Annotated in this window: 13 protein-coding genes; 5 read left to right on the top strand and 8 right to left on the bottom strand. The window is 57.6% G+C overall.

Annotated elements, in window-relative coordinates:
• Positions 1-26: 26 nt before the first annotated feature.
• The gene (locus KGZ89_04935) at positions 27-1,478 is read right to left on the bottom strand and encodes an HD-GYP domain-containing protein (GenBank protein MBS3974195.1); all 1,452 of its coding nucleotides are present in this window, start codon (positions 1,476-1,478) and stop codon (positions 27-29) included.
• Positions 1,468-3,645 (bottom strand): HEAT repeat domain-containing protein, encoded by a 2,178-nt coding sequence (locus KGZ89_04940; protein ID MBS3974196.1) that lies wholly within the window; start codon positions 3,643-3,645, stop codon positions 1,468-1,470. Before KGZ89_04940 ends, KGZ89_04935 begins: the two co-directional genes overlap by 11 nt.
• A gap of 100 nt (positions 3,646-3,745) precedes the next feature.
• On the opposite strand from KGZ89_04940, the gene KGZ89_04945 reads away from it, so the two are divergent.
• Entirely contained in the window at positions 3,746-4,432 is a 687-nt protein-coding gene (locus KGZ89_04945) for a Maf family protein (GenBank protein ID MBS3974197.1), read from the top strand.
• Between the two features lie 31 nt (positions 4,433-4,463).
• On the opposite strand, the gene KGZ89_04950 is transcribed toward KGZ89_04945, so the two are convergent.
• The 3 genes from KGZ89_04950 to KGZ89_04960 are packed head-to-tail and all read right to left on the bottom strand — an operon-like array spanning position 4,464 to position 7,000.
• Entirely contained in the window at positions 4,464-5,252 is a 789-nt protein-coding gene (locus tag KGZ89_04950; GenBank protein MBS3974198.1) for a class I SAM-dependent methyltransferase, read from the bottom strand.
• A 12-nt stretch (positions 5,253-5,264) separates the two neighbouring features.
• On the bottom strand, positions 5,265-5,705 hold the full coding sequence (locus KGZ89_04955; GenBank protein MBS3974199.1) for a hypothetical protein: 441 nt from the start codon (positions 5,703-5,705) through the stop codon (positions 5,265-5,267).
• On the bottom strand, positions 5,702-7,000 hold the full coding sequence (locus KGZ89_04960; protein MBS3974200.1) for an HlyC/CorC family transporter: 1,299 nt from the start codon (positions 6,998-7,000) through the stop codon (positions 5,702-5,704). Before KGZ89_04960 ends, KGZ89_04955 begins: the two co-directional genes overlap by 4 nt.
• A 154-nt stretch (positions 7,001-7,154) precedes the next feature.
• On the opposite strand from KGZ89_04960, the gene KGZ89_04965 reads away from it, so the two are divergent.
• Positions 7,155-9,134, top strand: a complete 1,980-nt coding sequence (locus tag KGZ89_04965; GenBank protein ID MBS3974201.1) for a HEAT repeat domain-containing protein — start codon at positions 7,155-7,157, stop codon at positions 9,132-9,134.
• Positions 9,131-10,447: an HDIG domain-containing protein gene (locus KGZ89_04970; protein ID MBS3974202.1), complete on the top strand. Its 1,317-nt coding sequence runs from the start codon at positions 9,131-9,133 to the stop codon at positions 10,445-10,447. Before KGZ89_04965 ends, KGZ89_04970 begins: the two co-directional genes overlap by 4 nt.
• Positions 10,448-10,482: 35 nt before the next feature.
• Here KGZ89_04970 and KGZ89_04975 read toward each other — a convergent pair whose 3' ends face one another.
• The gene (locus KGZ89_04975; protein ID MBS3974203.1) at positions 10,483-10,839 is read right to left on the bottom strand and encodes a hypothetical protein; all 357 of its coding nucleotides are present in this window, start codon (positions 10,837-10,839) and stop codon (positions 10,483-10,485) included.
• Positions 10,840-11,003: 164 nt separating this feature from the next.
• On the opposite strand from KGZ89_04975, the gene KGZ89_04980 reads away from it, so the two are divergent.
• Complete coding sequence (locus KGZ89_04980; GenBank protein MBS3974204.1) at positions 11,004-11,438, top strand: peptidylprolyl isomerase; 435 nt, start codon at positions 11,004-11,006, stop codon at positions 11,436-11,438.
• A 31-nt stretch (positions 11,439-11,469) separates the two neighbouring features.
• Here KGZ89_04980 and KGZ89_04985 read toward each other — a convergent pair whose 3' ends face one another.
• Both KGZ89_04985 and KGZ89_04990 read right to left on the bottom strand, forming a co-directional pair.
• Positions 11,470-12,876, bottom strand: a complete 1,407-nt coding sequence (locus KGZ89_04985; GenBank protein MBS3974205.1) for a cell wall-binding repeat-containing protein — start codon at positions 12,874-12,876, stop codon at positions 11,470-11,472.
• Between the two features lie 118 nt (positions 12,877-12,994).
• Positions 12,995-13,660, bottom strand: a complete 666-nt coding sequence (locus tag KGZ89_04990; GenBank protein ID MBS3974206.1) for a hemolysin III family protein — start codon at positions 13,658-13,660, stop codon at positions 12,995-12,997.
• Positions 13,661-13,718: 58 nt separating this feature from the next.
• On the opposite strand from KGZ89_04990, the gene KGZ89_04995 reads away from it, so the two are divergent.
• The coding region (locus KGZ89_04995) for an IPT/TIG domain-containing protein (protein ID MBS3974207.1) at positions 13,719-15,003 on the top strand (1,285 nt) is incomplete at its 3' end.

Genomic DNA, 15,003 nt, shown 5'->3' on the forward strand with positions numbered 1-15,003 from the left:
TTGGTTATTGGAAACGCCTGCACACCTCAGAGATAATCATCGACCTCGATGTTCAAATTCGCCGCATCGAGCGAAGCCCGCACCGTGATTCCCGAATCATTCGAAAGATCAACGACATAAGGTTCGATCATCGCCGAGGCCGGATCACTGATTACTTTGACAATCGGCTTCAACATATCCTTTTCACTTGGTCTCATAACGATCCCGATACTACCGTCGCTCAGGCGAACTACCGACCTTGGAGGATATATTCCCAATATGCTCGCAAATAAACGGGTCAGAACAGGATCCAGCGCAAAATCAGCACTCTTGGCAAGCGCCAACATCGCCTCACTCTGTGAGCGAGCGGAGCTGTAAGTCCGCCTTGACGTCATGGCATCAAAGGCATCAGCTACCGCCACTATCCTGGAAGCGAGATGCTGCGTGCGCCGCGAGACGACGGTAGGATACCCATTTCCATCGTAACGCATATGGTGCTCAAAGATAATCACCAGGGCGGATTTATCCAGCCCGGGGATTCTGGCCGCCTGCCTTGCGCCCGTAATGGGATGATTCTTGACAGCCTCCCACTCTGCGGCGGTCAGGGGGCCGGGTTTGTTGAGTATCTCAAAGTCAATCGTCATTTTCCCGATATCGTGCAACAATGCCCCGGTTCCCAGCGATTGCAGGAACCTGCTGTCACTACTTATCGTCGACCCGAGGGCCAGGGACAAGGTCGCCACATTCGCACTGTGGTAGAAGGTGTATTCGTCGTAGTTCTTCAAGCCCGTCAACTCGAGCATCACGTACCTGCTGGAGACTACATTGTCCACCAATGCGCGGACGACTTCCTTGATCATGCCGCTATTGATAGTCGTGTTCCGCCTCATCAAAATGTCGATCTCCCTGAGCAGGCTAATCGCGTCATCGTACGACTCGTGCGCACCCCTGGCTGAGGCCCTTTTTCGATCCACACTCTCAAGGATTTTGACCGACCTGACCTCTGCGCCACTGATTCCTGCTTCCGAGATCATGCGTTGCACTCCGCCGGACTCCTGCAGGGTTGAAGGATCGGACGACAAAATCGACAGAAGCCTTGCTAGTGCTACTCGATCAAGTCCGGGCCTGAAGATCAGGCTGCCAACTTCGGACGCGCTCAGTTCGCGTATGAGCTGATCGAAGAGCACACTCTCATCCGGCAACAGCTGCTGTCCGAGAAAAACCTCGCCCTCAAAAAAAGTGATCTCTACCTCGACCCCTTCACGGAAGTACCTGTCGATCACCTCGTACAGGGCCTCTATCGCACTCTCGCAAGCAGGATGATCGATCGAGTAGAAGCGAATCGCGTTCCGTGCGGCATACATCCGGGTGAGCAGTTCACGGATACGGCCAACTTGGTTGGTTGAGTAAATCGTGACATCCTTCGGTGAGCGCCTTGATCCGGATGCCGCAGTTGGAAGGCTTGCATCTTCGAGGGAGGCTTCTACTTCATCGCTCACTGGTTTCACCTCTCTCCTCGCGAGCCAATGAGTCAATGGCCTCGAGAGCCAGCTCGGCCGCAGCGTTGAGTCCTCTCAATTTGGAGCCCCCCATAAGAGCTCGCTGTCCGGCCAACGACCGTAACAGCGGGATACTCTCGATAGCTCCGATCTTTCCGAGTGCCTCGATGGCCTCGATTCGAACCTCGGGCTCCCTGCTGACACGACTCTCCCCGGCGGCCAGTTCCTGCAGCGCGGGCAGCGCGATCGCTGAGCGCACCATACCCAAATATCTCGCCGCCAGTCTGACGTTGGAGGCGTCTTGATCATCAAGAGCCGCAAGCAGCATCTCCTCGGCGTACTTACTTCTGACGCCGAAGAGCGCCCTTATTGTTTCGCGACGGACTCTGGCATCCGGGTGTCGGATCGTGCGCTCCAGATACGGGAGGATCTCGGTCTTTTTCGCTCTTCCTAAAATGATGATCACGTTTCGAACGAAGTACCAACGTGAGTCGCTCACGTGCTCACCCAGATATTCAAGATGAGCATCCACCATCGAAGCAATCAGGTCGACCAGCGCCTTGCGCGCGGTCATCTCGGGTTCATTGGCAAGGACTTCAAGCAAGGGATTGATCGCAGAATCGCCCAATACCTCCAGGATTCGAAGGCAAGCGACCTTCTCCTCACTCCCCTCGTCGTAGATTCGATTGGCCGAGGCGATCGCCGCCATCTCCTTGATGCCCGCCAGCCTGGCGATGGCATCGCCTAACCGGGTTGCGCGTTCCTTGCTCAGATCGGGCTGTGCGAGTACCGAGACCAGAGTTTCAAGTACATCCGCAGCCACCCGAAAATCCCGGCGCTCAATCGTCAGCTCAAGAGCGTCCTCAAGTAGCGACATCATTGAGGCGAAGCCTTCGTCATCGGTATCTGCAGCTACTACCGCCGCCAGAGTGGCCACTACATCACCGTCGCTTATCCCCTGGCGAGCTTCGTCCACAAGCTGCTGCACCCTGAGATCATGCGCCAAATCTTTTACCGTCATTTTTGGCACAAGCTCGAGCAGTTTCAATATCGAATAACCCGATTCCGAGTTTTCCGCTTCCTCACTGCTAACTTGAACGCGAGTCGGCATGGCCTCTTCCAGGATCGCCCCTGTTTGCTCGGAAGAAAATCCTGCCGAGCGCATCGCCGCTCCGGCCGAGTTCAAGATCTCGTCTTTCTGGGAGTGCGACAGTAGCGCGAGGTTGCGTATGGCTCGGGCAAGGCCCGCGGCTGCAGCCGAGTCTTGTCTGGCCTCCTGCACCAGGGTTCGGCAAACTTCGTCGATTTTCATCTGCCTGAGCACGCCAGAAATAGCTTCATCGTTTTTTGAATGAGGCAGCAAGCGATCGGCTATAACCGCATATCGCACATCGTCGTCGAGAGAGAGTATCGCCTCGGCCAAACTGCTGAACAACTCCCGGCGACTGTCGGACGGAGCCGCAAGGGCCGCCCGTGCCATCTCCTCGATCTTCAAGGCAGACGCAACCTCCGAAGGGTCAACGCCTCGGCCGGCCGCACTCTCCCGCAAGTAGCCTTTCAGTACCTGAGTGTCACTAACGATACGCACCAGTATCCTTTGATCGAGAGGCCTTCCCTGCATTGCAGAGGCAAGAATCTCATCGATGCGAGCTACGGCGGGCGGCCATGGTTCTACATCGGTTACTGGCTGGCTATCCGTATCGGCGTCCATGTCGACAATACGGGAGCTCGACTCCAATACTGTGATCGCGTTGACTCCGCGGTCCCAAAGCCTGGTCTCCACACCGCCCGCATTAGCCAGATCCGGCGGACTGATGGTAAGAGTCTCCAAGAGCGCGAGAATATCACTTGCCGAGGTCCCTACGTAGAACCTCACCTCAGATACACGCCTGTTATAAAGCTCTTTCGCAAAAGATTCGAAAGCTGGTTGCCCCTCGTAGAGCATCACGTCCTGAAAAACGATCCCTGCCTTTTGAATCGAAAGACGCATATCCGCTTGGCTCTTGAGCAGCTCGGTAAGAATGCTGACTGCTTCCTCCGCGCTCTCAAGGGGAATGGTGCTTGAGACGGGATAGAGTTTGACCGCCTTCATCGTGATCACAAGTTGCTTGACGAAGCGCTCAACGCCCGGAGGCATCCTTCTAATCTGAACTGGGCTGACCGTCACCAATACCTCCTCGGAAAGGCACGCCTCATGCCGCCATCGCCACACTATAGCTCAGCTTATTATACTGGAGTGAGCGTGTGTTGATGCTATCATTCCCCACATGACTTCCCTCCCGACACCTGTGCTTCTGGCCTCGGCCTCACCCAGACGCAGGCGCTTGCTGCAGTGGCTTGGCCTTCGCTACAGTGTGTTCGCCCCGAAGACAGAGGAGTCTCTCGAGTCACCGCTCGCCATAAATCCTCCAGCGCTTGCCATATCACTGGCCGAGGAGAAGCTGGCAGCCGCCCTTCCCGCCGCTTCGGCAGGAGCGCTGATTCTGACGTTCGACACGATAGTGGTTCTCGGCGACAAGCTGCTTGGCAAGCCGAAAGACGAGTCCGCCGCGAGAGGGATGCTTCGCGAACTGGCCGGCCGCGATCACCAGGTAATCACGGGCTGCTGCATACGCTTCCCGCACCTGGGCCGAACTGATTCATTCGCTGTGACCAGCAATGTCCGCGTCCAGAAGCTCACGAACAGGCAGATCGACGAGTGGCTCGCTCTCGGCGAATATATGGGGTGCGCCGGGGCCTACAACATCGAGAGGCAGATCGCCGAGACAAGCCTGCCCGACTGCCATCAAAATGTCGCGGGGCTGCCTCTCTGTCACGTCTATCTGAGATTGCGAGACTCTGATCTCGTGTTCGCTACCGCCGGAAAGCTGGTAGAGCCCGTCGCGCGCTGCGATTCGACGCTGCGTCGGAAGTGCCAACTGGGTCCCGCGCTACTCGGTAGCGCTAAAGCCTGATCCAGCCAGCCGAAGCGCGTCTTTGGGGCAATCACTTGCGTGCCACCACGATGACGCTTTCGTCATCTTCGACTTCGAGCGGCCTTCGTTCATGATTTCCGAATGCCTCGATGCCGGTAAAGCCACTACGCGACAGCTCAGCGACGAGTACATCCACCGGAATGAATGTATGTGCCGACCTCCTGTGCGTGAGCGTCCACTCCCCTTGCTTGGAACGTACAAGGGTGACAAAGTCGAAGTCGAGACTCTCTCCGTCCTGCGGGTAGTCGATTACGCGAAGAAAGACCTTCACGCCCTCATCGGTATCTCTGACCACCGGCGGCACAGCGCGCACTCTAGAACCCGCCAGACGCGCATGATTGAGAAGGTGAAGGACGATAACCCCGCCGGGGGCAAGCACCTGGTAGAACTCCTTTACGGCCGCGCGCAAACCTGATGCGCCGGCCACATGAGGCAAGGCGTTTCCGGTGCAGACAAGCGCGTCAAACGGTTCTGCTGTCAAACCCTCTAGCTCGCCGAACCCCCCGCGCACCAGACGAACGTTGCCACCGGATGCCAGCAGGGATTTCTCGGCAGCTGCGACATTGATCCTAGCTTGGGCAAGCATCGACTCATCGGGATCCACTGCTGTGACACTCATACCCCAGCTGGCAAAGAGTAGCGAGTGGCGCGCACTTCCAGCGCCTACGTCGAGGACGCTATGCGCCCCTGACAGCGAAAACGCCCAGCGAAACAAGGTCGCCTCTCGCCGAAGCCGCTTTCCCCAATCCACGAACTGGTCATAATCGGCGGCGGGCGACGTGTCCTCTTGATCGCTCATCCAGGCGCCTCCTTATTCGTCGAGGCAAAAAATTCGTGCGGCATTACCTCGCATGATCGCATCGACGTCAGTCAGGGACATGGGAGGAACGTGGTAATCGAGCCAATTATTGGTACCCGAGGAGTCCACGCATACGTTTTCGCACTGGTAGGCCAGGCGCCACTGACTGTCCGGCACCACGGAGACCAGCAGCGCCTTCGCTACTCCAGCCGCCTTGAGACGCTCAACATACCAATGGGCGGTCTGCTCCGGCGTCATATCAGGCAACAAAGCCTGCTGCCGACCGAAGCGCCGGTCCTTCACTGCCTGCCGAAACACGGGATTGGCATCAGGGTGGGCCTTCACATACTCCTGAAAGAGGCCGTGGGTGAAGAGATGGACATGCGCGTCTATCAGCTGCCCGGGCACTGTCGGAGAAGCAGGTGCAAGCTGATGCCCGGACTCTTCGCTCATGTCACTTCCTCCGTCTGCTCCACCAGCACCCTGGCGATCCGGCGTCTTCTGATGACCTGAACGGTAAAGGTAACACCCTCTATCGTGATAGATTGACCCGGGAGAGGAATCCGCCCGAACTTCATCAACATCCAGCCGGCAACGGTTTCGTACCCATCTGACTCGGATATCGGAAAGCCCATCTTTTTCGCGTCCTCGACAGGCAATCTGCCATCTATCACCCAGCGCCCGGGGTCAAGCGGAGTGATATATCGGCGGTCTGGATCGAACTCGTCGGCGACCTCACCGATAACCTCCTCGACGATGTCTTCGATCGTCACGAGCCCCGCCGTGCCACCATGTTCATCAACAACAACTGCCATGTGATTACGCATCTTGCGCATATCGGAGAGCAGCGGAAGAATGCCTTTGGTCTCGGGCACGAAGACCGGTGGCCTGGCAATGGCGGCTACAGACTCGTCAAGTCGCCCTGCGGCTACAGGCTCTACGAGGTCTTTCAGCAACAGCACTCCGACGATGTTGTCGGGGCTTTCGCGATAAACCGGAAGTCGCGACAGGCCGGAGGTACGAAAGGCGGTCAGGGCCTGTCCGACCGATGTCGTGTCCTCGACCAAGGAAACGTCGACCCTTGGCACCATTATCTCGCGCACCACCGTGTCACCAAGCTCGAATATCTCGTGGATCATGCGCTTCTCTTCATCCAGCAGAGTGCCTTGCTCGGTCACAAGCAGCTTGATCTCCTCTTCCGAGATACCCGGCCGGCCCTGCCCCGGCTTCACACCGATGAGGCGCGAGACCATATCTGTTGACCTGGCGAGAAACCAGACGAGCGGAGCCGTCAACTTTGCTACAAACGAAATCGGCCTTGCGACAAATATCGCGACCGACTCAGCCCGCTGAAGCCCAAGCCGCTTCGGCGCCAACTCCCCCAGCACAAGGGTGAAGTACGATATCGTCAGCGTAATGACAAATAGCGAAATACCTGCGGCGCTACGATCGATCCACGCAACGCCGAGACCCCTTAGCCACTCCGCCATCGGCGCCGACAGATTTACAGCGGCGGTTGCCGAAGCCAGAAATCCAACCAGCGTGATGCCTATCTGAATCGTGGCGAGCAACCTGGAGGGGTCTTCGAGCAATCGAATCGCAACACGAGCGCCAGCAGAGCCTTTCTCGGCACGCCTGAGCAGTATCGCCCTTCGTGCGCTGATCAGCGCGATCTCGGCTGCCGCAAAATATGCGTTCAGCATCAGAAGTCCGGCAATGAACACTATCTCACCCAGGTATTCGTTCATGTGCTCCATATTACCAGCAGGCAGCGACGCGCAAATGCCAAGTCTGCAGTTTGGCATTGAAGGATTGGACGATATTGACCGATTATCAGAGAATGAGGGCGCTCTATGTTGATCCGGCAGCTCTCCGCCGACCCGGCGCACTGAAGGGTTTGTTATGGACAAAGAGTTGCAGAGGATTCTGGAAGATGTCGTCCGCGGAATTGCGGCGGCCGGAAAGGCCCTGCGCCTCTACCCCGCTACAAGCCCTATCCCTCAACAGTCGATCGACCGGGCACACGTTGCCATCGAGCGCTTCCTGGCCAGCTCGGACATCTTGACGCTGACGGTCGCGCGCGATGGACTAGAGCACCGGGGCGAGGCGATTTCCAGCGGCGTCCCAGGAGTGGCTGACATCACGACGGCCTTGCGAAGCCACGATATCGCCGAGATCAGCTTCTTGCCAGGGTGCTCGGCCAACGAGCTCATAGCGCTGCTCTCGCTGCTGCTGAAAGAAGCCGACGAAGTCCGAAGTCAGGGTGGCCTGGCAGGCGCTCTCGTCGTCTCGGGCTCCAGCAATATCCGGGTCTCGGAGGTGCGACTGCAAGTTGCCGAGGAGATGGTAGCTCAAGCCGACGTTGATGAAGCCGAGTTCCTCAAGGCCCTCGCGGACGACCCCGGACGCCTCGCTACCTGGATGATGGCGGCAGCCTCAAGCGATTCGATCACCTATGAAGAAGGACTAACTGAGCTGGCTGCGGCGGCGGGCCACGACGGCCTTCAGCGACTTCAGGGAAACCTGGCTGCGGCCTTTCTCCTTCAGCCCAGCGAAGGCAAGGATGTTTTTCTCGAAGTGGCCATGGGCGAAGGCCATAACCGAAGTCTTCTCGGCGAAACGCTCAACATGTTGCGCGATACCGATATCGCCGTCGCGGTGACCGAAGGGCTTTACGGCAAGAATATGCTCTCGCTGTCCAGCGCCCTGACCCGCCTGCCCATCGAGCACAGGCTTACCACAGTTCATCAATCGGTCAACCAGTTGCTAGCCGATACATCCAAGTCCGGGAAGGAGCTGTCATTTCTCGAGCACATGATGGGCGTTCGCTCTCTGAACAACCCTGAGCTACCGCTCGCAGAGAGGGACGACTCTTATCAACAAGTCGCCGCTCTCACCAGCATGACGCCCGATGAGATTCTCGGCATTCGCGACACCGCTCTGGCCTCATCGAAATCGGCGTTCACTCATGGGGTCACCGTGATGTTGACACTTCTTGATCAGCAAACAGACTTTGCGCTGTACTGCGAAAACCTCGATGGGCTGGCCGCTCTGGTGCCCGCACTGCTGGACGAGGGCGACTTCGATCAGGCGCTTCGGATAATGCGCGAACTGCACCTGCGCTCTGAACGCTCGGTCCAGCCCTGGCCGGAGCTGGGCGAACGACTTTTCGCAGCCATCACGAAGGCTTTGCCGGAACGCTCAATGCGAGTGATCCTGGGTACGGTCATCGACGATGAGTCGCGCCTGCAAGACGCCAGGGAGCTCGTAAGGCTCGCTGGCGATTCCGCCGCAAGCACGTTGACGGTCGCCGGAATCGCCCTGGGCGAACCCGGACTCCAGGCAGCCGAGGCCATCGTCGGCAGGAGATTGCTTGACCTGCTCACGGTCCTGGCCGGCTCAACTCAATGGCATCATCTGGCGCCTGTAGTACACAGGCTCGCGCGAGACGGCAGCCCCAGATCTCTGCAAACCATACAGGCGCTCGCAGGCAACCCCGCGGAGCAGTTTCGCCGCGAGGTCGCATCCGGGCTAGCCGAGACCAGTATTGACTCCGCGATCGAAATACTTGGGGCAATGACCAGGGATGCCAGCCCGGAAGTCGCTGTAACGGCTATCCGCTCACTGGCGCGAAACGGGTCACCTCACGCGGTTTCAACTCTCGTCAAAACACTGGAGGCCATCGACATAGACGCGAAAGACTTCCTGCTGGCAAGAGAGATTATCGGGGCTCTTGCCAGAATCGAGGCGGCAGAAGCAGCGGAGGCTCTGAGCCGGCTCTCTCGGCGCAAGGCGTTTATCAAGCGTGGGCATTTCAATGAGATTCAAGAACTTGTACGCCGTGCCATTGAGTACAGAGCCGGTCAGAGGAGCGAAGCATGACCCGGGCCGCCAACTTAGTCGCCGCTTTAGCCTCAAGCCGAAAGGCCTCTCAGCTATACCCCAAGACGCATCCCGCTTTTGTGGAGGCGCTCGAGACACTATTGTCATCCGCAGCCACGCTGACCGCCGAGAAAACCTTCACCCTGAACCTTCACAAAGGTCACCTCTATCAGGACAGCACCGTGATACCCGACGATGCCCCTGGTGTCAGATCTATCATCGAAGCGCTCGAACAACGCAAGGTTGAAAGCATCACGCTGCACGCTGGCTTTCAATCCCAGGACGCGATCGCGCTGATCGACGTTTTGGGGCTTCGCCCCTCTCCGGATCTGAACATAGAGAGCGAACTGGCGCTTCGCGGCGCAGTCCATGTGTCGATCGCGCACATAGCCGACGACGAGGATAAAGAGCAAAAGGAGAGGGATCTCGCTCGCGAAAAGAACCTCGAATTGCATCGACGGCTGGTGGGCCTGATGAATTCGATGATCGAAGAATCCGTAAGGCTAGGAAGTGTCGATACCGGGAATATCGATCGCTCCGTCGAGGAAATGGCCGCACGTCTTCTTGAGAACCGTGGAGCGATTCTGGGCCTTGCCGCCCAAGGCAGGACCGGCAACGATCACATGCACCATGCCCTGGCTGTCATGATCTACTCTCTGGCGCTGGGCGCAACCCTGGGCCTGCCCCCTGAAGGGCTTTCCGCTCTGGGCTCGGCAGCCCTTTTGCACGATATCGGCAAGGCAAGCCCCCGCACAAACGAAGCACTGCCGATAGAGTCCATCTACCTGTCGCATCCCCAGCTAGGGGCGGAGCTGCTCGCCCGGCACGCAGAAAAAGACCCTTCGCTGATGTTGGTGGCTTACGAGCATCATATGCACGTTGATGGTGGCGGATTTCCCGAGGCTCCGTCCGGGTACATTCCACACCCATACAGTCGGATCGTTGCGATCGCCAACAGATATGCGAACTTGACCGCTCCGGGCGCCAGCGGTGATCCGCAAACCCCTGACCAGGCTCTTTTAAGCATAATTCGCGAGGCGGGAACGGTGTTCGACCCGCACTACGCGAAGCTGTTCGCAAAAGCAATGGGTGTCTTCCCGGTTGGGTGCATCGTGCGGCTGACCGACCACTCCGTGGGAGTCGTAACCGAGCCGGGCCCAGACCCCCTGCTGCCCAAGTTGCTAATGATCTACGGTACCAATGGAATCGCGCTGGAGCCTCCTTATAGCCTGGACCTTTCCGACAGCACCCTGTCAATCGTGGAAATAGTCGCTTCGGAGAGCCTGGGGCTGACGGTCGCCGACTACCTGTAGGCACACGCCTATATATCTCCGCGCAAGCTCGAAGGCTACTGTGGAGTAATCTTTTGCAGCACAAGTGCGATCAGAGCGAGCCTCCGGCTGCGATCCTGACAAGCCTCCACGAAAGCCGCTACCGATTCCCGCATTTCGGCAGAGGGCTTATATCGCAACAAGCCGCCGGCACTCTGAAGAATCTTGTCATCGCACAATACCCGGACTTCTGGCTCGAGCTCCTCGATTTTGCGCCCAAGCCGGGAAGCGAGCGCATTGATGTCCAGGACGGCATCCTGATTTCTATAAAAAAACACGAGGATATCCCATGTCAGCAAAGACCTGACATGGCGCTCGACGAATTTAACAACTGGAGACCCTAAAACCCACTCCAAATCGTGCAGCCTTGTCACCCCCTGCGCAAGGGATCAATACTTATAACCATTATCGGGAAAACTCATGTAATTGCTTAGCAACTATCAATAGCTCCAGCCTAGCACACATGTTAGCCTAATTAGTAATCTTTACTAGTTGATTAATTTAGATGACTCTCGCTTGAAGGCCGAAGGGATACGCCATGAGCTTGCAGACCGGAACTACCGTAAGTGTTCTCTACCGAGGCACCCTGGACGATGGAACCGAATTTGACTCCAACGACAGAACAAGTCCACTCGAATTCACACTGGGGCAAAACCAGGTTCTCCCCGCCTTCGAGCAAGCGGTGCTCGACTTGCAGTCAGGGTCGAGTGTCACTATCACCCTAGCGCCGGAAGAAGCATACGGACCACATTACCCCGAGGCGTTGCAAGTCGCCCCTCTCGCAGCCTTCCTTGAGCCCCCGGAGATAGGCTGCTTAGTGCGGTTGGTCAGTGATGACGGGCAGCATCTCGCGGCGACTGTCACCGAAATAAACGAAGATGGTGTGGTTCTCGACTTCAACCACCCCTTGGCAGGCAAGAGTCTGACGTTCACGATAGAGCTGCTTGAGGTCGTGTGTACAGAGGAGAAGTAGACGGTCTATCTTTGGCGCAAGCGTCTCTCGCTCATCTAGTCATCCCAGAGACGACGCTGAACACCTCGGGTGAAACTGCTGCCAAGCCGCCAAACACTTGTAGCGTCGAAATATCCCGGGTTACCGCTGCTATAGCGTTCCCTGACGCGGGAGGCAACGTTTGCGGGGTCGTCAAAAAGATCACTCCCCGAGATGCTCCTATCGCCATGCCCCCTGTCAGGGCATCGGCGAAGTCCTGTCCTGTGGCAACGCCGACGACAGAATAGCTTGACAGGCCGTTCGTCACTCCCCAGCCAGCTACAGCGACCGCCGTGCTGTACCGGTTGTCGCCACCCGCTCTGGCCAATCCCGGTATCCGCACACCAAGCTCTCGGAAAACCGCAGGCGAAACGGCCGCTTGACCTCCTGCGACAAGACCCGAAGAAAAGGTCCCGTGCCTCAGGAAAGAGCCCACGATGAGCGGTACCTCCGTCGGTCGGACGAGTATGACTGGAGCCTTGCCTGCATAAGCGAGAGGCCCTAGCGCCACGGCATCGGCAAAAATATCGCCCCGGGCAACAAAGACTCTGCCCCCGTGCTGTCCGAACTGCATCGCCCTGGCGGCGATGCGGGTGGCGGTCTCATATCGGTCCACGCCACCGATCCTCTCGACATTCAGTCCGAGGCCCTCGAGCTGTTGCCGGACCCTGTGATGTACCGCACCCTCGCCCCCGACAATGATCGCATTTCGAACCCTCAAACGCAGGAGCTCGCTTGAGGCCACACCCGGCAAGTTGTTCGGTCTTGTCAGCAGAACCGGCCCCTCAACACAACCCGCCAACCCTGAGGCGGCAAGCGCATCGGCAAAATCGGTGCCTGTAGCGATTATGACGGTGTCCGCGCTTTCAAAATTATGCTTCGATATCAACGCCGCTGTTTCGTAACGATCGCTGCCGCCCAATCGAATCTTTCTGGCGCCGGCAACAGGATTGACCCTGACTCGCACGACAACTCCGGCGCTGGCGCTGGCTTGATCTTCAGCCTGGGCACGAAGCCGTGGGGCCTGGTAGTCAACTCTGACGGAAGTAGATTGCATATCGGATACCTTACCGGAATCAGATACCAGCCGAGAGTAAAGGACCCGCTTGCCCTCAGGCGCGATAATGGGTCCGTCGGCGCGATGCCAAACGCCAAAAACATCATCCCATGTGTAATAAATAACTCCAGGCCGAAGTGCCACCAGCCTTATCACCACAGGACCCCTGTTCCACCCCAAAGGCCCATCGGGAAACGATGGACTGACAAGAGCGTACACCCCCTTGCCAGATCCGGTCGCGACATACGGCTCGGCGAAGGCCTTGCCTGGCCACCCGACGCCAGCAAAAAGAATCACCACGACCAGAAGAACTCTGGCTAGCAATGTTCCCTTAGGCAAAATGGACAAGGAGGCAGAATGCATACGCGTAAATCCTTTGGCTGACTCGGATGCACTTTAGCTAATCGAATATCGACATATCAGATTAGAAGGTAGATAGCACGCGATGCGAGCGGGTCTTTTTGTGGGATGGGCGGGCGTATTACAGTACGAATAGCACAACCGCCAGAAAGTGAGACACGCTGCCGCCGAGCACAAAAACATGCCAGATCGCATGGGTGTATGGAATCTTCTTCAGTAAATAGAATATTGTGCCAATCGAATACGCAAACCCGCCTCCCACAAGCAGCCAAATGCCGGCCGGGGGAAGTGACTCGATCAGCGGGCGAATCGCGAAGACGACAAGCCAGCCCATCGCTGAGTAAACCAGCACCGAAACCCAGGCGGGACGATAGGCCCACATGGACTCAAGGGCTATGCCGAGTATGGCAAGCATCCACACTGCGATGAACAGCCACCACCCTCCCTCGTAGCGAAGGGTCACAAGGGTAAACGGGGTGTACGTGCCGGCGATCAGCAGGTAGATAGCAGCGTGATCGAAGATCTTGAACAGATGTTTGACCCTCGGCCAGGGAAAGCTGTGATAAAGGGTCGATGAAACATAGCCCAGCACCAGGGTTATGCCGTAAGTGATCGAGGCCCCCAGCTGCCAGACATCGCTGTTTTGCACCGCAAAAATAACGAGCATCGTCAGTGCGGCCACGCTAAGAACTGCTCCCAAGCCATGTATGACGCTGTTGGCGATCTCCTCACCAAGCGAATATGGGCGAAGCGGTCTCTTGGTTGCCGTTGGTAAGTTGGCTGTCATCCCGTCTTCACAATCTGCCGATAATAATCACGCCACGGCGATGGAGGTCAATCAAAAGGTGTTAGCGGCAAACATTATACCCAACCGATCGATGAAGGCAGCAAGAGCTGGTGCGCTTACAAAGCTCCTGGTAGCCGCAGTGTTCTCTATCGTATTGGCTCCCTCTGTGGCAATGGGCATGATCCCTGCCCTTACTCAAAAAGAAATTGCGGTGCAAGCTGATTCTATCGTAATGGCCGACGCAACCTCAATCGAATATCAGCTGGATTCTTCTGCCAATCCTGTAACCGAAGTGCACTTCGAGATCGTTCGCGTTTTTGCGGGCGACTCCCCCAAAAAAATCACGGTCGCACTGCCCGGAGGGCGCATCGGTGACAGGGTTTTGCACGTGACCGGCGCACCTTACTTCGGCGAGGGCGACCGGGTGATACTCTTTCTGGACTCTTCAGGCTCAATTATCGCGGGAGAGCAGGGGCGCCTGGGCGTTAGCGCCGAAAGAGTGCTGGAAACCAACGAGTCCCTGGAGGATTTTGAGCGCCGAATCCTGAAAGAACGCTACGGCATCTCCTCGGCAGGCGCTGCTTCGGCGCCGGAAAATTCACCCACCGTCACCGCTCTTTCAGCACCCGCTATCACAACGCTGTCTCCCTCTTCCGTGCCGGCGGGAGCCGGGATAACCATCAGGATCGCCGGATCGGGATTTGGCTCCACACAAGGAGAGGTCGCGTTTTCGGACGGCACCGCGACCGTGATCGCTACCCGGATCGTGAGCTGGACCAATACGCTCATCGAAGTAGAGGTCCCCGCTTCGATAAGCTCCGGTCCGGTAAGGGTGCGCACGGCAACCGGTACGCTGTCCTCGGCGGCGACGCTGACGGTGCCGTACTCTTTGGGAAGAGCGGCCTGGGCCAGAAGTGTTGTGCCCTTCAGCGTTTCGGCTACCGCGCCGCCAGTATGGCGATCGATGGTCAACCAAGGAGCCATTGCCTGGAACGGCATCGCGAACTTCGCTCTTCTCGCCTCATCGCCCTCGCTCGCGCCCCAGCGCCGTAATGGCGTGAACGAGATCTGGTGGGGCACTCCGGGAATCCCGGGCGCCCTTGCCTCGGCCCATATGTCGTTTGTCTTGCGAGACGGGAACCTGGATGGTTTTTACGACCTGATCGAAACGGATGTTATCTTTTCTTCGACGGTCTCGAACTGGGGCGATGGGCGACCCGGGACCTTCGATATCCAGTCCGTGGCCGTGCATGAATTCGGACACTGGCTCGTCCTTGACGACCTGTATGGTGACTTGGACCGGCATAAAGTCATGTTCGGCCGTATCGCGACAGGCCAGCTGC

The sequence above is a fragment of the Actinomycetota bacterium genome (assembly GCA_018334075.1).
Taxonomy (GTDB): domain Bacteria; phylum Actinomycetota; class Coriobacteriia; order Anaerosomatales; family UBA912; genus JAGXSC01.